Source organism: Mobilicoccus sp. (assembly GCF_032060985.1).
Classification (GTDB): Bacteria; Actinomycetota; Actinomycetes; order Actinomycetales; family Dermatophilaceae; genus Mobilicoccus.
In genome coordinates, this window is record NZ_DAMBGD010000003.1 from 15,035 (window position 1) to 35,802 (window position 20,768).

The following is a 20,768-nucleotide window of genomic DNA, read 5'->3' on the forward strand; positions in this document are numbered from 1 at the left end:
CGACCCTAGCCGCGTGAGCGTCCGTCGAGGGCGGTGGGGCGGGGCTCCTGTGAGGTGGGTGGGGAGACGAGCCGCGCGACCAGCCGATCGAGCTCGGCCTCCGGGTCCTCGGTGAGGCCGCCGTGCCGGGGCCCGGGTTGGAGCACCGTGCTGCGTGGGGCGGCGAGCCAGCCGAACCGGGCGCCCTGCCGGGTGAGATCGGGCCGGCACGCCTCGCCGCGGCAGACCGCGTCCACCTGGGCCAACGCGGCCCGAAGAGCCTCGAGGTCGAGCCCGGGGTCGAGCGCGCGCAGCCGGTAGGCGTGAAGGTCGTGTCCGCTCAGCAGCAGCTCGGCCGCCTGACAGAACAGGACCACACCGACGTTGACGAACTCCTCCCGCTCGACGCGGGGGACGCAACGCAGGGTGACGTACTGATAGGGGAGAACGCTCATGCCGCACCTCCCGGGAGCCAGGCAGCCGGGGCGTGAAGGCGGGCGGTCAAGACCTCGACGTAGGCCCGGCGCACCGCGCTCGCGTCGGGCAGTTGCTCCGTGGGCTCGAGCCATCCCGCCGGCACGGCGTCGACGATGTCCCCCAGGACCGCGGGCGTGAGCGCCCCGGCGAACTCCGTGTGCCTGGCGGCGACGGCGGCCGGGTCGCCGGCGACCCCGGCGAGCACGTGCGTGCCGACGTCGAACCGTTGCGCGGCGAACCGCTGTGGGGACGGGGCCCGCGATGGCCAGGAGTGATGGAAGTACAGCGCGGCGCCGTGGTCGATGGCGACGAGCCGGTCGTGCCACCACAGGAGGTTGGGGTTGGCCCAGGTGCGGTCGACGTTCGCGGTGAAGGCATCGAGCCAGACGATCGCCTGCGCCGTCTCGGGCGAGGGTTCCCGGGAGCCGTCGTACCCGAACGCTCCCGGGAGGAAGTCGAGGCCGAGGTTGGCGCCGAGGGAGGCGTCGAGCAGGTCCTGGACCTCCTCGTCGGCCTCGTACCTCGCGATCGCGGCCGGAACCTCGATCTCGACGAGATCGGGCACGTCCACGCCGATCGCTCGGCCGATCAGCCCGACGATCACCTCGGCGACGAGGACCTTCAGCCCCTGCCCGGCGCCGCGGAACTTGACGACGTACATGCCGTCGTCGTCGGCCTCCATGAGCCCGGGCATCGACCCGCCCTCGCGCAGCGGCAGGACGAAACGGGTGGCCTGCACCTTCACGAGCCCGTCGGGCGTCACGTCGTCCTCACCCCGTCAGCCTAGATCGTGCGGAACACGACCGTGACGACCGCCGTGGCGGGTCGGGGCACGCTGGAGGGGCAGGTGAGCGGGCGGACGCATCGTCGCGCACCCGTCGTGACGCAGACGCGGGACAGCGGCGCGCGACCTGGTTACCGTGTGCCCATGGAACCGGTCTACACCCCCGTCATCGGCCTCGCCCGTACCCTCTTCGCCCTCGAGGGGTTGCGGTTCCGCGTCACCGGGCACGAGAACATCCCGCGCAAGGGCGGCGCGGTGATCGTCATCAACCACCTCTCCTACCTCGACTTCACGTACGCGGGTCTCGCGGCGCAGCCCTCGGATCGGCTCATCCGGTTCATGTGCAAGGACACGATCTTCGATCACCCGATCGCCGGTCCGCTCATGCGCGGCATGAAGCACATCCCCGTCGACAGGGAGAACGGCTCCGCCTCTTTCCGCCTCGCGCTCAAGGCCCTCAAGGACGGGGAGCTCGTCGGGGTGTTCCCCGAGGCGACGATCTCGCGATCGTTCGAGCTCAAGGAGTTCAAGTCCGGAGCCGTGCGCATGGCGCAGGCGGCGCGGGTGCCGATGATCCCGATCGTGCTCTGGGGGAGTCAGCGCGTGTGGACCAAGGGCCGCCCCAAGCGTCTCGGCCGCACGAACACCCCGATCTCGCTGGACGTCGGCACCCCGATCGACGTCCCCCGTGACGCCGACGCCGAGCAGGTCCTCGCCGAGCTCCACGACACGATGGCGGCGATGCTGCGCGCGGCCCAGGAGGTCTACCCCACGGTGCCGTTCGAGGAGCGCGAGCGGATGCCGGTGCGCCTCGGCGGCACCGCGCCGACGTTGGACGAGGCCACGGCCCTGGACCGCGAGGAGGCCCGGCTGCGTCGGGAGAAGAAGCTCTCCCGCGGCGCCGACGGCGGGGACCCGGCGGAGGTCGCGGCCCAACCGTGAGCCTTTCTGACGTCTCCGCAGGTGGAAGGGCTGTCGGGCCGACCTCCTAGGGTCGTGACATGAACGCACCGGAGACGACCGCAGCGCCACCGACCTCGACGTCGCCACCGACGTCGTCGGTGCGGGAGGACCAGAGGCCGACTCTCGATCCCGAGCAGCGGCGCCTCGCCGACCGGGTCATCACCGCGCTCGCCGGTCCCGAATCCCGGCTGCGGGAGGACCAGGAGAGCGCGGTCGCCGCCCTCTCCCGGCCGGGTGCCCGGGCGCTCGTCGTCCAGGCGACCGGGTGGGGGAAGTCGGCCGTGTACTGGGCCGCGACGGCCATCCGGCGGGCGGCGGGGGCCGGGCCGACCCTCGTCGTCTCTCCGTTGCTCTCGCTCATGGGTGACCAGGTCGCCGCCGCGGGGCGGGCCGGGCTCGTCGCCGAGACCCTCCACTCGGGCAACGTCGACGAGTGGAGCGTCATCGAGGCCCGGCTCTCCGCGGGCGAGGTCGACGTCCTGCTCGTCTCGCCCGAGCGGCTCGCCAACCCGGGGTTCGGGCGACGCGTGCTCGCGGGCCTGCGGGGGCGCCTCGGCCTGCTCGTCGTCGACGAGGCGCATTCGATCTCGGACTGGGGCCACGACTTCCGGCCCGACTACCGCCGGGTCGCCGACACGTGGCGCGATCTCGACACCGAATGCCCCGTCCTCGCCACGACGGCCACCGCCAACGCCCGCGTCACCGCCGACATCGCGGCCCAGCTGGGTCCCGCGACGCTCGTGCTGCGTGGGCCTCTCGCCCGGTCGAGCCTGCAGCTCGCGGTCGTGCCCCACCTCGAGCCGTTGCCGCGCTACGCCTGGGTGATCGAGCACCTCCGACGCCTGCCGGGGTCGGGCATCGTCTACGCCCTCACGGTCGCCGACGCCGAACGTCTCGCCGGAGCCATCGCCGCCGAGCTCGGGCCGGGCACTCCGGTCGCCGCCTACACGGGCCGCCTGCCCGCCGAGGACCGCGCGCGCCTCGAGCAGGACCTGCGTGAGAACCGGGTCAAGGCCCTCGTCGCCACGTCCGCGCTCGGCATGGGCTTCGACAAGCCCGACCTCGGGTTCGTCGTCCACGTGGGCGCGCCTCCCTCGCCGGTGTCGTACTACCAGCAGGTCGGGCGCGCCGGCCGGGGCATCGACCACGCCCTCGTCGTGCTGCTGCCCTCCCGCGGCGACGAGGCGGTGTGGGACCACTTCGCGACCTCCACGCTGCCCGACCCCGCCCAGGTGGACGCCATCCTGGCCGAGCTCCGCGCCTGTGCGCCCGAGCCGGTGTCGGTCGTGGCCCTCGAGTCACGCACCGGGGTGCGCCGCGGCCGGGTGGAACTGCTCATCAAGCAGCTCGCCGTCGACGGCTGCGTCGACCGGGTCGAGGGTGGCTGGGTCGCCACCGACGTGCCCTGGAGCTACGACGCGGCCCACTACGAGGGGATCCTCGCCCAACGCCGCCGGGAGGCGGACATCATGCGCGACTACATCGCCGGGCGCGACTGCCTCATGGCCCTGCTCCAGCGCTCGCTCGACGACCCGAACGCCAGGCCCTGCGGGCGCTGCTCGGTCTGTCTCGGGCACCTTCCCGACGGGCTGACCGAGCGGCCCGACGCCGACCTCGTGACCCACGTCGGCGACGGCCTGCGCACGCGCCATCACGTGCTCGAACCACGCAAGATGTGGCCCGGCGACCCGCATCCCCGTCGCGGGCGCATCGCGGCGGGTGAGGCGGCGGAGCCCGGCCGGGTGCTCATCCTCGCCGACGCCCCGGAATGGCGTGGACACCTCGCCCGGTTCGCCGAGGACGAGGTCGACGCCGAGCTGCTGGACCACGCCGTGAGGGTGCTCGCCGACTGGCGGGGTTCCTGGGCCTCCCGTCCCGAGGTCGTCGTCGCCCTCGACGCCGAGGGGCACCCCCGGGCCACCGAGGCGATCGCCCACCACCTCGCGACGGTCGGCCGACTCGACCGCGCACGCCTGCTGGTGGAGAACGCCGACACCGATGGGAGGGAGGAGGCCGGCACGGATTCGGCGGGGGCGGTCGAGGCCGCCGCGTGGGCCGCACGCCTCGTTCTGCCCGAGTCCGAGGCCGAGCGGCTCGCCGGGCGGTGGGTCCTGCTCGTCGTGGACGCCTCGTCGACGACCTGGGCCCCCACGGTCGCGGCCGCCCTGCTCCGGGCCCGCGGCGCCGCCGGGGTGCTGCCTCTCCTCGTCCACCGGCGCCCGTGATGGCCGTGGTGGGACGCCGGGTCACGCCGACCGCGCTGGTCGAAGGCGGCCCGCGTGCCGTGCGGCGTTGGGAGTGAGGAGGATTCGAGACGCGGTGATTTTTCTCCCCGAGGGTGGTTTGGCGACCGACGTCCGTGGGCAAGGTATGTGACGTACAACGCTCGGCACGAGCCGCGAGGTTCTTCGAGGGGGCTGCCCCTTCGACACCGATGGCGCCGAGGAGATGCTCCGCGGTGGCGCGAAGAGACCACATCTCTTGCCACCTCCACGACGAGAGGAAGAACTCTATGTTCGGCCAGAACCTGACGCAGGACGACATCGCCCGCATGCAGAACGCCGAGGTCGTTGACCAGAACGGCGACAAGGTGGGCTCCGTCGGCCAGATCTACCTCGACGACCAGTCCCAGCGCCCCACCTGGGTCACCGTGAAGACGGGCCTGTTCGGCACCAAGGAGACCTTCGTGCCGCTCGACCAGGCCTCGCAGGACGGCGACAGCATCCGCGTGCCCTACACCAAGGACTTCATCAAGGACGCGCCGAACATGGACGCGGACCACCACATCTCGGAGTCCGAGGAGGACGAGCTCTACCGGTACTACAACCTCGAGCAGGGCCGCACCGCCGTCGACCACGACGTCGACCGCGACCGCTCGGCTCAGGGTGTCGCCGGTGGGGTCGACCGCGATGTCGACGAGCGCCACGCCCACGCCGACACCCGCGAGGGTGTCGACCGCACGGCCGACGACGGCTCCGTGGTCCGCCGCGAGGAGCAGCTCAACGTGGGCACCGAGCGCGTCGAAACCGGCCGTGTCCGCCTGCGCAAGCACGTCGTCACCGAGACCGAGACGGTGGCCGTCCCCGTCGAGCGTCAGGAGGTCCACGTCACCCGCGAGCCCGTCGCCGAGGGCGAGACCGGTGGCCGCATCGGCGAGGACGAGGAGGTCTCCGTGACCCTCCACGAGGAGCGCCCGGTCGTCGAGAAGGAGACCGTCGCCAAGGAGCGCATCGGTCTCGACAAGGAGACCGTGCGCGACACCGAGCAGGTCTCCGCCGAGGTCCGCAAGGAGCAGGTCGAGGTCGAGCGTGACGGCGACGTCCGTCGCGACGACGACAGGCGCTGATCTCCGCCCCCCGTCGAGGGGGAGAGCCCCACGGGCAGATGCACGCCCCCGGCACCGCGTTGGCGGAGCCGGGGGCGTTCCCGTGTCGGCCGAGTCGTCGACGTGGATCGGGGCGCGCTCGACCGATGGTGGGGGAGGGGCCGTCGTGCGGCCGCCTACCGTGGGCCCTGCATGAACGCCCAGGCGTCGGTGACGATGTCGTGGAGCGTGAGTTCGGGCCGCCACCCCAGCTCCTCACCCGCGCGTCGCGACGAGGCGACCAGCGTCGTCGGGTCTCCGGCACGGCGGGCCTTGACCTCCGCGGGCACGGGGTGGCCGGTGACCTCACGGCAGGTGTCGATGACCTCCTTGACCGAGTACCCCGAGCCGCTGCCGAGATTGAACACCCGGTGGCGACCCGGCTCGGAGCTCTCCAGCGCGAGCAGGTGCGCCCGGCCCAGGTCGACGACGTGGAGGTAGTCGCGCACCGCGGTGCCGTCGGGCGTGTCGTAGTCGTCGCCGAAGATCGACACCGTCTCACGCTCCCCGGCAGGCACCTTGAGGACGTTGGGGATGAGGTGGGTCTCCACGGCGTGCCGTTCCCCGAACCGGCCCCGGGCTCCGCCGACGTTGAAGTACCGCAGCGAGGTCGCTCCCATGCCGTACGCCTTCGCGTACCCGGTGAGAAGCATGTCGACGGCGAACTTGGCATGGCCGTAGGGGTTGATGGGGGAGGGGGTGACGTCCTCGGTGATGGGGCTGACCTCGGGCTCGCCGTACACGGCGGCCGTGGAGGAGAACACGACCCGCGGGATGCCCGCAGCCCGCACGGCGTCGAACAGGACGTAGCTGCCGACGACGTTGTTCTCCCAGTACAGCTGGGGGTCCTCGACCGACTCGCCGACGAGCGACTTCGCGGCGAAGTGGAGCACCCCGTCGAAGCCACCACGCAGCAGCAGGTCGCGCGCGTCATGGATTCGACGCACCTCGAGCCGCGCCCCCTCGGGGACGGCGTCCTCGTGACCCGTGGACAGATCGTCGACGACGACGACCTCGTGCCCGGCCTCGAGCAGCTGCGACGTGACCACCGAGCCGATGTAGCCGGCACCCCCCGTGACGACCAGTTTCATGTGACCCCTCCTCGTCTGTCGGCAGCCCTGGAAACCGGGCCCGTTCCACTGTAGGTGAGGGGCGTCGCCGGTCTCCGACGGTGTCGCCGGACCACCTGCCCTGATCCCGGCGGCGTGCCGCGGCCACCTGGGGGAGGCCTCAGACGGGTCCGGCGCCGGCCGATGAGTGGTCGCGAAGTGAAGGGAGCACGATGCGACGTCCGTACCGCAACTCAGCCCTCAGCGAGCGCGATCGACAGGTCATCGAGATCGAGCGACGTTGGGGCCCTGGGCCGGCCGCCCTGCCGATGAAGCTGGACGAGGCCAGCCAGCGGCTCGGGATGGATGCGCGCTCCTACACCCTCGTGCTCAACAGTCTCATCGACGACCCCTCGGCACATGCGCTCGACCCCTCGACGATGGCCGGCCTTCGGCACATCCGTGACATGCACCGCGACGCCAGGGGCGCCTCCTGACGCACCTGAGCGCCGCCGTCCCTCGCACCCCGTCGGACCCGTCGACGACGGCTCGCATCGTTTTCGCGTCGGGGACGGGGCCGTGCTAGTGTTCCGGAGGTCGCGGCGCCGAAAGGCCCCCGGCACACACCCCGTCCGGGTGGCGGAATGGCAGACGCGCTAGCTTGAGGTGCTAGTGCCCTTTATCGGGCGTGGGGGTTCAAGTCCCCCTCCGGACACGTGAGGCGAAGGCCCTCCTGAACGCGTGCAGATGCGCATGGTTCAGGAGGGCCTTCGCGCGTCCTCGACCACCCGGTGCCGTCCGGCAGGCGTGCTCGGGAGACGCCGGTTCACCCCCGAGGAACCCGGATGATCTTGCGTCGGAGCGAGACGAGACGCTTGCCGCCGACGTAGACCCGCACCCGCGCGAGTTCCCAGCGGCCGTGCTCGGCCTCGGCCACGAGCAGGGCCCGCATCTCTGCGCGAGGGACCCGTGGGTGGAAGGTCAACTCGCGGTACTCGTACTCGAACATCCTCACCAGTGTCGCACCCGTGGCGGCGTCGCCGACGCCCCCGTCGACCCGCCGGGGTCGGCCGCCTGCCCGCGGCCCGCACGAGCGATGGGCGCACGCCCTCTTACCTCGCCAGACGCCGCTGCAGGAGGTAGCGTCGGGGGCATGAGCGCAGACCCCAGGGCCGCCCTGGTCACCTTCGTCACCGCCCTCGAACGTCACCTCGAGGCCGCCTCCGCCCGCCGTGGCGAGAACGACCCCGCGGTCGTGGCCGCCTATCAGGCCGTGGCCGAGGCCTTCGATGCCTACGAGGACGCGCTCATGGAAGCGTTCGAGGAGGTCACCCCCCTCGAGATCTTCACCGACGACGAGTACGACGACGACCTCGATGACGAGGACGAGGACGACGAGGACGACGAGTCGGATGACGACGACGACTCGGACGACGACGAGGACGACTCGGACGACGATGACGATGACGATGACGACGAGGACGCCGACGACGAGGACGCGATCGCTTCCCGCCGGTAGGTGACCACCCTGCGCCACTGGCTCGTCCTCGCGCCGGCCCCGACACCGACGCCCTCTCTCGACATCTCGCTCACCCGTGCTGCGCTCGCCCATGGTTTCGAGGGCGTCTGGGTGGGCGAACGCCTCGCCGGGGACTCCTCGGCTCGTCTCGCCGCCCTCGCGGCAGCCGTGCCCGCGGTCGGGTTGGGGCTCGGTCTCGTGCCCGTCACGGCCCGGGTCCGCGATCACCTCCAGGACACGCTCACGACGCTCTCGCTCCTCGCGCCCGGTCGGACCTCCCTGGCGTTCGCGCTGCCCACGACCTTGTCGCCCCTCGCGCGCCCGGGGTGGAGGGAGGCTCTGGGCGAGGCCGCAGACCTTGCCCGCCGTTCCGGGGTGCCCGTCTGTGCTGCGGTCCACGACGTGTCGACGTCCGTCGCCGCGGGGCGACTCGTCGATCGGCTCGTGCTGCGCGGCGTCGACCCCGAGACGGTGAGTCGGGTCCATGCGGCGACCCGGGCGTTGCCACGACCGCCCGAGGTCGACGTCTGGCTCGACGCCGCCGGGGGCGGTGACGGGAAGGCCCTGTCGGTGCTGGCCCCGATCGTGGCCGAGCGGCTGGCCGTGCCGGGCGTCGCCGGACACGACGCCGCACGGGCCGTGGCGCGCAGACGGGGACCCTCGGGCCTGCTCGGGGACGTCGAACGCGCCTACGCGCTCGGCCGCCCCGACCTCGCGGCGGCCGGGGTGCCCGAGGAGTTCGTCCGCGACACCTGCCTCGTCGGCGAGGGGATGAGCGCGCGGGTCGCCGCGTATGAGGCCGCGGGGGCCACCCGCGTCGCGGTCGCCCTCCACGACACGGGAGACGCGGACACGACCCTCGCCGCGGTCTCGGGAACGGCCCTCCCCGACGAGCCCGTCACCTAGCCGTCCTGCCCCGGGAGGCCGAGAACGGGAGGGGCGGCCGTCACGTGAGACAACGACGATCACCTCTCTTCGGGCACGCACCTGGCGTCACGGCCCCCTGGGGTGGTCGCGCCGCCCTTCTGCTCCTCGAACCGCTCGCCACCGCCCCGTGGCCGAGCGGTGACGGGCCGGGCGACTCGTCGGCCGCTGAGTGAGCTCCCGTCAGGTCACCGTCGCGCTCAGACGTCGTGATCAGGCGTCGTGGTGACCGGGTCCCACAACCCGGTCGCGGAACCGGTCCTGAGGTGTTCGGTGTAGACGCCGACCTTCCACTCGATGAGCGATCGGCACTCCTCGAGCGCGGCGATCTGAGCCTCGACGCGCAGGCGATGGTCTTCGAGGAGCCTCAGTCGGTCCTCCTCGTTGCCCGGTCCCTGCCTGACCAGGGCGGCGAACCTCGTCAGGTCGGCGAGAGGCATCCCGGACTCGCGGAGTTTGACGAGGATGCGGAGCCAGTCGACGTCGACGGGGCTGTAGGCGCGGCGGCCGCCCGCGGTTCGTCGCACCGGTCCGATGAGCAGGTCCTCGCGCTCGTAATAGCGCAGGGCGTGGACGCTGAGGCCGGTGCGGTCGGCGACCTCCCCGATCGTGAACGTCTCCTGGTCGGCCGACGTGGTCATCGCCACACCCTTTCGCGGTTGATCTAGAGTGCACTCTAGGTTCTAGGTTCGCGGTATGGCAAACACTCGGCAGGCACCCCTCGGCTCCGGATTCACCGCCGCGTCCACGGCGGACGACGTCGTGGCCGGCGTCGATCTCGACGGCAGGACGGCCCTGGTCACCGGCGGATACAGCGGCCTCGGGCTGGAGACCACCCGCGCCCTCGTCAAGGTCGGGGCTCGTGTCCTCGTTCCGGCGCGGCGGCCCGACGTCGCGATCGCGGCCGCCGGCGTGATGGCCGCGCCGGAGCGGCGGGTCGGCCCCGGCTGGGAGAGCCAGTTCGCGACCAACCACCTCGGTCACTACGTCCTCGTCAACCTCCTGTTCCCGCTGCTGGCGAGCGCCGACGGCGCGCGGGTGGTCTCGTACTCCTCCGCCGGGCACTTCCTGTCCGACATCCGCTGGGACGACATGCAGTTCGAGCACGGCTACGACAAGTGGCAGGCCTACGGCCAGTCGAAGACCGCCGACGTGCTCTTCGCCGTCCACCTCGATGCGATCGCGAAGGACCGGGGCGTGCGTGCCTTCGCCGTGCACCCGGGGGGAATCATCACGGATCTGCAGCGCCACATGACGGCCGAGGAACAGATCGCCTGGGGGTGGATCGACGCGGAGGGAAACGTCGTCGGGCCGGGGTTCAAGACGCCGAGCCAGGGGGCGGCGACCGGACTCTGGGCGGCCACCTCCCCCCTTCTGGAGAACCGTGGCGGGGTCTACTGCGAGGACTGCGACATCGCGCCCCTCGCCCGCCCCGGCGCCTCGGGGAAGGACGGCGGCGTGCGCGACTACGCCGTCGACCCGCAGAACGCCGAGCGCCTCTGGCGGGCGAGCGCGCAGATGACCGGGGTCGACCTCATCGGCACGTCGGCGACGTGACGCACGGGGGCGCCGCACCCGTCGTCCTCCACCCCCGCGGACCGGGCGCCACCGACGGCGGACGCTCCTGCCCCTAGTCTGGGCGCGTGGCCACCGTCCTCCTCGTCCGTCACGGACGCACCACCGCGAACGCCGCCGGGATCCTCGCCGGCTGGAGCAGCGGCGTCGACCTCGACGACACGGGTCGGGCCCAGGCGCGGGCCCTCGCCTCCCGGTTGGCGGACGTCCCCGTCGTCGCGCTCGTGTCGAGCCCGCTCACCCGCTGTCTGCAGACCTCCGATCTGCTCCTGTCGTCCTGGCCGACGCTCACCACGACCGAGTGCGACGACCTCGGCGAGTGCCGATACGGGGCCTGGACCGGCCGTCCGCTCTCCGAGCTCGCCCAGGAGAAGTTGTGGACGACGGTGCAGCGGCAGCCCTCGGCGGCGACGTTCCCGCCCTCGCCGGAGCATCGGCACGAATCCCTGCGAGAGATGTCGGCCCGGGCAGTCGACGCGGTGCGACGGCAGGACGCGGCGATCGAGGCCGAACACGGCCCGGGGGCGTTGTGGGCGGCGGTCTCCCACGGTGACGTCATCAAGGCCGTGCTCGCCGACGCCGCCGGCACCCCCCTCGACCTCTTCCAGAGGTTCACGGTCGGACCCGCGTCGCTCTCCGTCGTGCGGTACACCGCCGAGCGGCCCTACCTCCTGCGCGTCAACGACACCGGTGCCGACCTCGCGGGGCTCGTCCCGCCGGCTCCGACGTCGGAGGACGGGACCCCGGGCGGACCGGCGGGGACGGCGGGCGTCGTCGGCGGAGGAGCCTGACGGGATCCCCGTCGGCCACCCCACCGCCGGCCGCCCCCGCAACCCCGGGGAGGCGGCATTACGGTTGGTGCATGGCCCTCATCGACTACGACCCCCCGGAACGATTCGTCGCGGGCACGGTGGGCCCCCCCGGGCAGCGCCAGTTCTTCCTCCAGGCCAGCGGCGGTGGCCGGGTGACGTCCGTGGCCTGCGAGAAGGGCCAGGTGGCCCTCCTCGCCGAGCGCATCGAGGACCTGCTCGACGAGTACGCCCCGACCTCGAGCGACGACGACATCGTCGACAACGCGCCGCTGGACATGCCCCTCGACGAGGAGTTCGCGGTCGGCACCATGCGACTCGACTGGGATCCGGCGAGCCGACGCCTCGTGCTCCACCTCGTCGCGCTGGGGGAGGAGGTCGACGAGACGACCGACCTCGCGCATCTGTCCACCCCGTCGCTGCGGGTGAGCCTCGACGCCGGTTACGCGCGCTCGTTCGCCCGTCGCAGCGCCAAGGTCGTCGCCGCCGGACGACCGCCGTGCCCGTTCTGCGGTGCGCCCCTCGACCCCGCCGGTCACGTGTGCCCCCGGGCCAACGGCTACAAGCGGTGACGAGTCCCCCCTCCCTCGACGAGCTCGAACGGGCGGCCGCCGAGCACGACCTGGAGATCGTCGGACAGCTCCTCGACGCCTCGAACGCCGTGTTCTTCGCCCGGCTCGGGCCGATCCCGGTCGCCTACAAGCCCGTCCGGGGCGAACGGCCGCTGTGGGATTTCCCGACCGGATGCCTCGCCCACCGCGAACGCGCCTCCTACCTCCTCGACCGGGCGGGCGGGTTCGGGGTCGTGCCGCCGACGATCCTGCTCGACGGCCCCCTCGGCACCGGCGTGGCGCAGTGGTGGATCACCGACCCCGACGACCTCCTCGCCACGGACGACGGGGACACCACGGACGACGGCGGCGAGACGAACGACGACGAGACGAACGACGACGACGACCTCGAGGTCGAGGTCGAGGGCTTCGAGGACGAGGAGGAGGTCGATTCCTCCCTCTTCGCGTTCCTGCCCCCGAAGGCGCGGGCGCCGGGCTGGTTGCCGGTGTTCGCCGGGGAGCTGCCCGACGGCCGCCCCGTCGTGTTCGCCCACGCCGACTCCCCTGAGCTGCGCAGGGTCGCGGTGTTCGACGCGATCGTCAACAACAGCGACCGGAAGGGCTCGCACGTGCGGCGCTCACCCACGGGGCACCTGTGGGGAATCGACCACGGGGTCACGCTCCACACCGATCCCAAGCTGCGAACCGTGCTGTGGGGGTGGGCCGGCGACCCGCTGCCCGAGACGGACCTCGCCGCGGTCGCCGCGGTGCGGGCGGCGCTCGACGCGGCCGACCTGCACGGCGAGCTCGGCGAGCTCCTCACGGCCGCCGAGATCGACGCCCTCACCGCACGCGTCGACCACCTCCTCGCCACCGGTCTCCACCCGCTGCCCGCGCCGGGGTGGCCGGCCGTGCCCTGGCCGGTGCTCTGAGCCCGGCGACCGTCTCGCGGCCCGCGCGCCGGGGCTGTCGGCGTCTCCGACTACGATCACGTCGTGATTTCCTGGCCCGCACCCGCTCGCACCCCGCTTCCCGGTCGGGGAGTCATCCCCACGATCCACGACACCGCCACCGACGCCCGTCGGCAGCTCGAGGTCACCGACGGCACGGCCGGTGTCTACGTGTGCGGCATCACCCCGTACGACGCGACCCACATGGGCCACGCCGCCACCTACGTCACCGTCGACCTGCTCAACCGCGCCCTCCTCGACGCGGGCGCGCAGGTGCGGTTCGTCGAGAACGTCACCGACGTCGACGACCCGCTGCTCGAACGCGCGACGCGGGACGGCGTCGACTGGCGGGACCTCGCGACGAGCGAGATCCAGCTCTTCCGCGACGACATGAGTGCCCTGCGCGTCATCCCGCCCGATCACCTCGTCGGCGTCGTCGAGAGCATCGACCTCATCGCGCGCGACGTCCGCGCGCTGCTCGAGGTCGGCGCGGCCTACCGCGTGGGGCGGGCGGATGCGACGGGTCACGGTGAGGACGACCTGTACCTCGACCTCTCGGCGCAGGAGGAGTTCGGCCGCACGAGCGGGTTCACCGAGCACGAGATGGACGAGGTGTTCGCCGACCGCGGCGGCGACCCCGACCGGGAGGGAAAGCGCACCCGTTTCGATCCGCTGCTGTGGCGCGCGGCGCGCCCCGGTGAGCCGAGTTGGGAGGCCGACGGCCTGCCCGTGGGGCGTCCCGGGTGGCACATCGAGTGTTCCGCGATCGCCGTCGAGTATCTCGGCACCCGCTTCGCGGTTCAGTGCGGCGGGACCGACCTCGTGTTCCCCCACCACGAGATGAGCGCGGTGCAGGCCTCCGCGCTCCGCGGCGAGGGGGCGTTCGCCCGCTCCTACCTCCACCAGGCGATGGTCGGGCTCGACGGCGAGAAGATGAGCAAGTCCAAGGGCAACCTCGTGCTCGTCTCGCGGCTGCGCGCGCAGGGGGAGGACCCTGCCGCGATCCGGCTCGTGCTGCTCGCCCACCACTACCGCACGCCGTGGGACTGGACCGACGAGGCCCTGGCCGAGGCCCGAGCCCGCCTGGGGCGCTGGCGCGAGGCCGACGCCCGCACGCGGGAGGACGTCACCCGTCCGGCGTCGACGCCCACCCCCGCCGGACTCCTCGGCGCCGTGCGCCGGCGGATCGCCGACGATCTCGACACCCCCGGCGCCCTCGTGGAGATCGACGCGTGGATCGAGCGCGGCGCCGACCCGGTCGACCTCGGCGGGGCCCCCCTGCACGCGATCGTCGAGACCCTCCTCGGCCTCGCCCTCTGAGCCGGCCGGCCGGTCGGCTCAGGCGTCCGGCTGGTCGGGGCGGGGCGGGCCGTCGCGGCGCTCGGTGCCGCGACGGCGCAGGTAGCGCTCGAACTCGGCGGCGATCGCGTCACCGCTGGCCTCGGGGCTCTCGGCGGTGTCCTGGGCGGACTCGAGGGCCTGGACGTACTCACCGATCTCGTCGTCCGAACTCGCGAGCTCGTCGACGCCGCGTTCCCAAGCGTGGGAGAGCTCTTCGAGGTCGCCGTGGGGGAGGGCGAGGTCGAGGAGCCCCTCGATCCGCGACAGGAGCGCGAGGGTCGCCTTGGGGGAGGTGTGCCCGCCGGCGTAGTGGGGGACCGACACCCAGCACGACACGCACGGCAGGTCGGACTGCATGGCCGCGTCCGCGAGGACCCCGACGATCCCGGTGTGCCCCTCGTACGTGCTCGGCTGGGCGCCGAACCGGTCGGCGAGCGTGGGGTCCTCCGTCGTCGTGATGACGGGGCAGGGCCGGGTGTGGGGGACGTCGGCGAGCAGCGCCCCGAGGCAGACGAGCAGCTCCGCGTCGACCTCGAGCGCGAGCCCGAGCAGTTCGATGACGAACGAACGCCACCGCATCGAGGGTTCGATGCCCTGGACGAGCAGGACGTCGTGACCGAACCCGGTGTCGCGCGCGAGGAGCACCCGCGTGGTCGGCCAGGTGATGCGACGGACTCCGTCGTGCAGGCCGATGCGCGGGCGGTTGACCTGGAAGTCGTAATAGTCCTCGGGGTCGAGGGCCGCGATCGGCTCGGCGCCCCAGAGGTCGGCGAGGTGCGCGACCACCGAGGTGGCCGCGTCGCCGGCGTCGTTCCACCCCTCGAAGGCGGCGACGACGATCGGGCGCGTCAGCTCCGGTAGGTCGTCGACCTCGATCATGTGTGCGACTCCGTACTCATCCCTCCATGCTACGGGTCGGACCAGGCCCGTCGGCGGAGGCCACTACCATGGGGTGCGATCCCGCACCGCCGCCGTGCCATCGCCCGCTCCGGGCGGTCGGCGGCCGTCCCCTGAACGTGAGGTCCCCACCTGTGAGCAGCCGCTCCGATCAGTTCCGTTCCCTCCTGTCGCAACGCGTCATCGTCGCCGACGGCGCCATGGGCACGATGCTCCAGGCCGCCGACCCCTCGATGGAGGACTTCCAGAACCTCGAGGGGTGCAACGAGATCCTCAACGTCACCCGACCCGACATCGTGCGGGCGGTGCACGAGGAGTACCTCGCCGTCGGGGTCGATGCGATCGAGACGAACACGTTCGGGGCGAACCTGCCCAACCTCGCCGAGTACGACATCCCCGAGCGCATCGAGGAGCTGGCCGAGGCCGGGGCCCGCATCGCGCGGGAGGCCGCCGACGGCTACGCCACGGAGGACAAGCCGCGCTTCGTCCTCGGTTCCATGGGGCCCGGCACGAAGCTGCCCTCGCTGCTCCACGCGCCGTACGCGGAGTTGCGCGACGCCTACCAGCTGTGCGCCCGGGGTCTCGTGCGGGGCGGCGCGGACGCGCTGCTTATCGAGACCTGTCAGGACCTGCTCCAGGCCAAGGCCGCGATCGTCGGGTCCAAGCGCGCCCTGGCCGACCTCGGCGAGGACGTCCCGATCATCTGCTCGGTCACCGTCGAGACGACCGGCACCATGCTCATGGGCACCGAGATCGCCGCGGCCCTCGTCGCGCTCGAACCCCTCGGCATCGACATGATCAGCCTCAACTGCGCCACCGGCCCGGCCGAGATGAGCGAGCACCTGAGGCACCTCTCGAAGAACGCGCGTATCGCGGTCGGGTGCATGCCCAACGCCGGCCTGCCCGAGCTCGGCAAGGACGGCGCCGTCTACCCGCTCGGTCCGCAGGCGCTCGCCGACGCCCACCGCACCTTCGTGCAGGACTACGGGCTCTCCCTCGTCGGCGGCTGCTGCGGCACGACGCCCGAGCACCTGGCGGCGGTCGTCGAGGCCGTCGGCGGCCTGCCGGTCACGCCTCGCGACCCCCACCCGGAGCCGAGCGTGGCCTCCCTCTACACCGCGGTGCCGTTCCGTCAGGACGCGAGCTTCCTCTCCATCGGCGAACGCACGAACGCCAACGGCTCCAAAGCGTTCCGCGAGGCGATGCTCGCCCAGGACTGGGAGCAGTGCGTCGAGATCGCCAAGAACCAGACCCGCGAGGGCGCGCACCTCCTCGACGTCTGCGCCGACTACGTGGGTCGCGACGGCGCGGGCGACATGAGCGAGATCGTCAGCCGGTTCGCCACGAGTTCCACGCTGCCCCTCGTCCTCGACTCCACCGAACCGGCCGTCATCGAGGCCGGGCTGGAGCGCATGGGTGGCCGCGCGGTCATCAACTCGGTCAACTACGAGGACGGCGACGGGCCCGACTCCCGCTTCACCCGCATGATGACGCTCGCCACCGAGCACGGGGCCGCGGTCGTCGCGCTCACGATCGACGAGAACGGGCAGGCGCGCACGGCCGACGGCAAGGTCGAGATCGCGACCCGCCTCGTCGAGGCGCTCACCGGCGAGTGGGGTCTGCGCGTGGAGGACATCGTCGTCGACGCCCTCACCTTCCCCATCGCCACCGGCCAGGAGGAGACCCGCCGCGACGGCATCGAGACCATCGAGGCCATCCGCCGCATCACCGAGGCCTATCCCGGCATCCAGACGACGCTCGGCGTCTCCAACGTGAGCTTCGGCCTCAAGCCCGCCGCCCGCGTCGTGCTCAACTCGGTGTTCCTCGACGAGTGCGTCAAGGCGGGGCTGAGCAGCGCGATCGTCAACGCGGCCAAGATCCTGCCCATCGCCCGCATCGACGAGGAGCAGTACAAGGTCGCCCTCGACCTCGTCCACGACCGCCGCGAGTGGGCGGGCGAACCGGGGGCGAGCGAGTGCACCTACGACCCGCTGCAGAAGATGCTCGAGATGTTCGAGGGTGTCGACTCGGCCTCGCTCAAGGAGTCCCGCCTCGAGGAGCTCAACGCCCTCCCCGTGGGGGAGCGGCTCGCCCAGCGCATCATCGACGGCGAGCGGCAGGGTCTCGACGCCGACCTCGACGAGGCCGTCGCCTCCGGCACCCCGGCGCTCGCGATCATCAACGACCACCTCCTCGAGGGCATGAAGGTCGTCGGCGAGCGGTTCGGGGCGGGCACGATGCAGCTACCGTTCGTCCTCCAGTCCGCCGAGACGATGAAGGCCGCCGTCGCCCACCTCGAGCCCGTCATCGAGGAGCAGGTCGCCGCCTCCGGCGGGGCCGGTCGCCAGGCCAAGGCCAAGGTGCTCCTCGCCACGGTCAAGGGCGACGTCCACGACATCGGCAAGAACCTCGTCGACATCATCCTGTCGAACAACGGCTACGACGTCGTCAACATCGGCATCAAGAAGACGGTCAACGAGATCATCGAGGCGGCCGAGGAGAACGACGTCGACGCCGTCGGCATGAGCGGTCTGCTCGTCAAGTCGACGGTCGTCATGAAGGACAACCTCGAGGAGTTCAACAAGCGCGGGCTCGCCACCCGCTGGCCCGTGCTCCTCGGCGGTGCCGCGCTCACCCGTGTGTTCGTCGAGGACGACCTCGCCTCGATGTACGACGGGCACGTGCGGTACGCCCGCGACGCCTTCGAGGGTCTGCGGCTCATGGACGCGATCGCCGCGGCCAAGCGCGACGGCAGCGACCTCGGCGAGGTGCTCCCCGAACTCAAGAAGCGTCGGGTCAAGCCCCGCGCGCAGGCCGCCGACGCCGAGGCCGGCGAGACACCGGCGCGCTCCGACGTCGCCCGGCTCGAGGAGGTGCCCACCCCGCCGTTCTGGGGCACCCGCGTCGTCAAGGGCATCGCCCTCGCCGACTATGCCGCCTACCTCGACGAACGCGCGACGTTCCTCGGGCAGTGGGGTCTCAAGCCGACCCGCGGGGGTGAGGGCCCCGACTACGAGGAGCTCGTCGAGACCGAGGGCCGTCCACGTCTGCGCATGTGGCTCGACCGCATCAAGACGCAGGAGATCATGGAGCCGGCCGTCGTGTACGGCTACTTCCCCTGCTACAGCGAGGGCGACGACCTCGTCGTCCTCTGGCACGAGGACGGCACCCACACGGTCGACGGGCAGCAGGTCGAGCACCGTGAAGGCACCGAGCGGGAGCGGTTCACGTTCCCCCGGCAGCGCCGTGACCGTCACCTCGACCTCGCCGACTTCTTCCGCAGCAGGGAGGACTACGAGGCCACCGGGGTCCCCGACGTCATCCCCTTCCAGCTCGTCACGATGGGCGCCAAGGTCAGCGAGGTCACCGCCGAGCTGTACGGCCGGAACGCCTATCGCGACTACCTCGAGCTGCACGGCCTGTCGGTGCAGCTCACCGAGGCGCTCGCCGAGATGTGGCACGCCCGGGTCCGTGACGAGCTCGGCATCGGCGACCCCGACTCCCTCGGGCTCGGCGAGATCCTCGACGTCAAGTTCCGCGGCTGCCGCTACTCCTTCGGCTATCCCGCGTGCCCCGAGCTGGAGGACCGGGCGACGATGGTCCGCCTCCTGGAGCCGGGGCGCATCGGCGTCGAGCTGTCCGAGGAGCTCCAGCTCCACCCGGAGCAGTCGACCGACGCCCTCGTCGTGCACCATCCCGAAGCCAACTACTTCAAGGTCTGAGGCGACCCCGTGGAGGCACCCCCGAGCGCATCCCCCACACCCGTGACCCGCACGGACGCCCTGGCGGGCCGACGGCTTCCGGCCGCCGTGCTGTGGGACATGGACGGCACGCTCATCGACACCGAGCCGTACTGGGCCGAGTACGAGACCGCGCTGGTCGAGTCCTTCGGCGGCACATGGACGCACGAGAACGCCCTCGCCTGCGTGGGCAATCCGCTCGAGGTGTCGGCGCGGTACATCCGGGAGAACAGCCCCGTCGACCTGCCCGAACGCGAGATCACCCTGCGCATGCAGGAGGGTGTCATGGTCCGGATGGGGGAGCGCATGCCGTGGCGCCCCGGCGCCCGGGAGCTGCTCATGGGGCTCGGCGCGGCGGGCGTCCCGTGCGCCCTCGTGACGATGTCGTGGCGGCCGATGGTCGACGTCTTCCTCGCGACGGTGCCGCCGGGCACGTTCTCGGCCGTCGTCACCGGCGACGTCGTCGCCGAGGGGAAGCCTCACCCCGAGGCCTACCTCACCGCGATCGAGGCGCTCGGTGTGCGTGCGCGGGAGTGCGTGGCGATCGAGGACTCGCGTTCGGGGGTGGGCTCGGCACTGGCCTCCGGCGCCCGCACGATCGCCGTCCCCCACCTCGTGGAGATCCCCGACGCACCGGGGCTGGCGAAGGTGCCCACCCTCGACGGGGTCTCCCCGGAGGATCTGTGGGAGCTGTCGCAGGCGTGAGCGGGGCCCCCAGCGGTGTGCGCCTCGGAACCCCCTTCGGGGTCCCCATCCACCTCGCCGCGAGCTGGCCGCTCTTCGCCGTCTTCGCGATCGTCTACTTCGGCCCGCAGATCCAGCACGCCGTCCCCGAACTCGGAGCCGGCGCGTACGTGGTGGCCGCCGCCTACGTCGTGCTCCTCGCGCTGTCCGTGTTCGCCCACGAGGTCGCCCACGCGGTCGCGGCCCGGGCGAGCGGAGCGCGGGTGGGCCGGATCGTCCTCGACCTCTTCGGGGGCCACACCGTCTACGAGGCCGACCGGCTCACCCCCGGACAGTCGGCGCTCGTCGCGGTCGTCGGCCCGTTGACGAACGGGGTGCTCGCCGCCCTCGTCTGGGTCGTCGCGCCGGTCCTGCCCGACGGCGTGCCCTGGCTGCTCGGCATGGCGTTCGTCTGGTCCAACGCGATCGTCGCGATCTTCAACCTCATCCCCGGCCACCCCCTCGACGGCGGACACCTGCTCGACGCACTCGTGTGGCGTGTCACCGGGCGACGCGACCTCGGTCTGCTCGTCTCGGGGTGGGCCGGGCGCCTCGTCGCGCTCGGCGTCGTCGCGTGGTTCGCGCTGCGGCCTCTCGCCGCGGGCGTCGTCCCCTCGCTGTTCGTCCTCGGGTGGGCCGGGCTCATCGCGGTCATGCTGTGGGCGGGCGCGTCGCAGGCCGTCCGCCACGGTCGTCACCTGCGGGCCTACGCCCGGGTCACCACGCGTGACGTCCTCGCCCCGGTCGTCCTCGTCGCCGCCGACACCCCGCTGTCGCACATCCCCGCGGGGCCGCGCGGCGCGGGCGCCGTCGACCCCATCGTGCTCGTCGGGGACGCCGACGCCCCCGCAGAGAGCTGGTTGCTGTGCGAGCCGCCGGCCGACCTGGACCCGCGCGAGGCCGCGTCGGTGCCCGCCTCGGCCGTGGCCGCACGCCCCCGGCCGGGGTGGATCCTCGACACCCCGCACCTGCCCGACCTCGCCGACCTCGTCGACCACATGCACGCGGCCTCCGCGGCCGTCGTCCTCGTGCGCACCTCGGACGGAGTGCTCGGCGGCGTCGAGGCGTCGACGGTGGCGGCGGCGCTGCGGCGGCACGGCCTGCGCCCGTGACGGGTCGTCGG

Annotated in this window: 20 protein-coding genes and 1 tRNA gene; 15 read left to right on the forward strand and 6 right to left on the reverse strand. The window is 72.3% G+C overall.

From position 1 onward, the window contains the following. Positions 1-5 precede the first annotated feature (5 nt). Both RT054_RS03210 and RT054_RS03215 read right to left on the reverse strand, forming a co-directional pair. A complete protein-coding gene (locus tag RT054_RS03210) occupies positions 6-434 on the reverse strand; it encodes a DUF3037 domain-containing protein (RefSeq protein WP_313022137.1) in 429 nt (142 codons plus the stop codon). Then, positions 431-1,219 (reverse strand): HipA family kinase, encoded by a 789-nt coding sequence (locus RT054_RS03215; protein ID WP_313022138.1) that lies wholly within the window; start codon positions 1,217-1,219, stop codon positions 431-433. The genes RT054_RS03210 and RT054_RS03215 overlap by 4 nt, the downstream gene beginning before the upstream one ends. A gap of 165 nt (positions 1,220-1,384) precedes the next feature. Between RT054_RS03215 and RT054_RS03220 the strand changes: the two genes are divergently transcribed. The 3 genes from RT054_RS03220 to RT054_RS03230 all read left to right on the forward strand — a co-directional run bounded on the left by RT054_RS03220 (position 1,385) and on the right by RT054_RS03230 (position 5,549). After that, entirely contained in the window at positions 1,385-2,182 is a 798-nt protein-coding gene (locus RT054_RS03220) for a lysophospholipid acyltransferase family protein (RefSeq protein ID WP_312717967.1), read from the forward strand. 59 nt (positions 2,183-2,241) lie between these two features. Next, on the forward strand, positions 2,242-4,428 hold the full coding sequence (locus RT054_RS03225; protein ID WP_313022139.1) for a DEAD/DEAH box helicase: 2,187 nt from the start codon (positions 2,242-2,244) through the stop codon (positions 4,426-4,428). Positions 4,429-4,715: 287 nt separating this feature from the next. Continuing rightward, entirely contained in the window at positions 4,716-5,549 is an 834-nt protein-coding gene (locus RT054_RS03230; protein WP_312717964.1) for a PRC and DUF2382 domain-containing protein, read from the forward strand. A 155-nt stretch (positions 5,550-5,704) separates the two neighbouring features. Here RT054_RS03230 and galE read toward each other — a convergent pair whose 3' ends face one another. Further along, positions 5,705-6,658 carry a UDP-glucose 4-epimerase GalE gene (gene galE, locus RT054_RS03235; RefSeq protein ID WP_312717963.1) on the reverse strand — a complete coding sequence of 318 codons (954 nt, stop codon included), beginning with the start codon at positions 6,656-6,658 and terminating at the stop codon, positions 5,705-5,707. A 191-nt stretch (positions 6,659-6,849) separates the two neighbouring features. Here galE and RT054_RS03240 point away from each other — a divergent pair, with 191 nt between their 5' ends. Then, the gene (locus RT054_RS03240) at positions 6,850-7,113 is read left to right on the forward strand and encodes a DUF3263 domain-containing protein (RefSeq protein WP_312717962.1); all 264 of its coding nucleotides are present in this window, start codon (positions 6,850-6,852) and stop codon (positions 7,111-7,113) included. Positions 7,114-7,246: 133 nt separating this feature from the next. Continuing rightward, positions 7,247-7,331: transfer RNA gene (locus RT054_RS03245), tRNA-Leu, on the forward strand. Between the two features lie 111 nt (positions 7,332-7,442). Here RT054_RS03245 and RT054_RS03250 read toward each other — a convergent pair. Beyond that, positions 7,443-7,625 (reverse strand): DUF5703 family protein, encoded by a 183-nt coding sequence (locus RT054_RS03250; protein ID WP_312717961.1) that lies wholly within the window; start codon positions 7,623-7,625, stop codon positions 7,443-7,445. Positions 7,626-7,769: 144 nt separating this feature from the next. On the opposite strand from RT054_RS03250, the gene RT054_RS03255 reads away from it, so the two are divergent. Both RT054_RS03255 and RT054_RS03260 read left to right on the forward strand, forming a co-directional pair. Continuing rightward, entirely contained in the window at positions 7,770-8,135 is a 366-nt protein-coding gene (locus RT054_RS03255) for a primosomal protein (RefSeq protein ID WP_313022140.1), read from the forward strand. Then, positions 8,136-9,041, forward strand: a complete 906-nt coding sequence (locus RT054_RS03260; protein WP_312717957.1) for a hypothetical protein — start codon at positions 8,136-8,138, stop codon at positions 9,039-9,041. Positions 9,042-9,259: 218 nt separating this feature from the next. On the opposite strand, the gene RT054_RS03265 is transcribed toward RT054_RS03260, so the two are convergent. Continuing rightward, the gene (locus RT054_RS03265; RefSeq protein ID WP_313022141.1) at positions 9,260-9,700 is read right to left on the reverse strand and encodes a MerR family transcriptional regulator; all 441 of its coding nucleotides are present in this window, start codon (positions 9,698-9,700) and stop codon (positions 9,260-9,262) included. 55 nt (positions 9,701-9,755) lie between these two features. On the opposite strand from RT054_RS03265, the gene RT054_RS03270 reads away from it, so the two are divergent. The 5 genes from RT054_RS03270 (at position 9,756) to mshC (ending at position 14,264) form a co-directional block, all read left to right on the forward strand. Continuing rightward, positions 9,756-10,616 carry an SDR family NAD(P)-dependent oxidoreductase gene (locus RT054_RS03270; RefSeq protein ID WP_313022142.1) on the forward strand — a complete coding sequence of 287 codons (861 nt, stop codon included), beginning with the start codon at positions 9,756-9,758 and terminating at the stop codon, positions 10,614-10,616. Between the two features lie 86 nt (positions 10,617-10,702). Next, positions 10,703-11,425: an MSMEG_4193 family putative phosphomutase gene (locus tag RT054_RS03275; RefSeq protein WP_313022143.1), complete on the forward strand. Its 723-nt coding sequence runs from the start codon at positions 10,703-10,705 to the stop codon at positions 11,423-11,425. A 71-nt stretch (positions 11,426-11,496) separates the two neighbouring features. Further along, on the forward strand, positions 11,497-12,015 hold the full coding sequence (locus RT054_RS03280; RefSeq protein ID WP_312717949.1) for a DUF3090 family protein: 519 nt from the start codon (positions 11,497-11,499) through the stop codon (positions 12,013-12,015). Then, complete coding sequence (locus RT054_RS03285) at positions 12,012-12,926, forward strand: SCO1664 family protein (RefSeq protein ID WP_313022144.1); 915 nt, start codon at positions 12,012-12,014, stop codon at positions 12,924-12,926. The genes RT054_RS03280 and RT054_RS03285 overlap by 4 nt, the downstream gene beginning before the upstream one ends. 63 nt (positions 12,927-12,989) lie before the next feature. Continuing rightward, positions 12,990-14,264: a cysteine--1-D-myo-inosityl 2-amino-2-deoxy-alpha-D-glucopyranoside ligase gene (gene mshC / locus RT054_RS03290; RefSeq protein ID WP_313022145.1), complete on the forward strand. Its 1,275-nt coding sequence runs from the start codon at positions 12,990-12,992 to the stop codon at positions 14,262-14,264. An 18-nt stretch (positions 14,265-14,282) separates the two neighbouring features. On the opposite strand, the gene RT054_RS03295 is transcribed toward mshC, so the two are convergent. Beyond that, positions 14,283-15,164 (reverse strand): PAC2 family protein, encoded by an 882-nt coding sequence (locus tag RT054_RS03295; protein ID WP_313022146.1) that lies wholly within the window; start codon positions 15,162-15,164, stop codon positions 14,283-14,285. Between the two features lie 152 nt (positions 15,165-15,316). On the opposite strand from RT054_RS03295, the gene metH reads away from it, so the two are divergent. From metH to RT054_RS03310, 3 genes are read left to right on the forward strand one after another with little or no spacing between them, the layout of a single operon-like run. Next, positions 15,317-18,904 (forward strand): methionine synthase, encoded by a 3,588-nt coding sequence (gene metH, locus RT054_RS03300; protein WP_313022147.1) that lies wholly within the window; start codon positions 15,317-15,319, stop codon positions 18,902-18,904. A gap of 42 nt (positions 18,905-18,946) precedes the next feature. Beyond that, a complete protein-coding gene (locus tag RT054_RS03305) occupies positions 18,947-19,627 on the forward strand; it encodes an HAD family phosphatase (protein WP_312719512.1) in 681 nt (226 codons plus the stop codon). Then, on the forward strand, positions 19,624-20,757 hold the full coding sequence (locus RT054_RS03310) for a site-2 protease family protein (protein ID WP_313022148.1): 1,134 nt from the start codon (positions 19,624-19,626) through the stop codon (positions 20,755-20,757). Before RT054_RS03305 ends, RT054_RS03310 begins: the two co-directional genes overlap by 4 nt. The last annotated feature ends 11 nt before the right edge of the window (positions 20,758-20,768 follow it).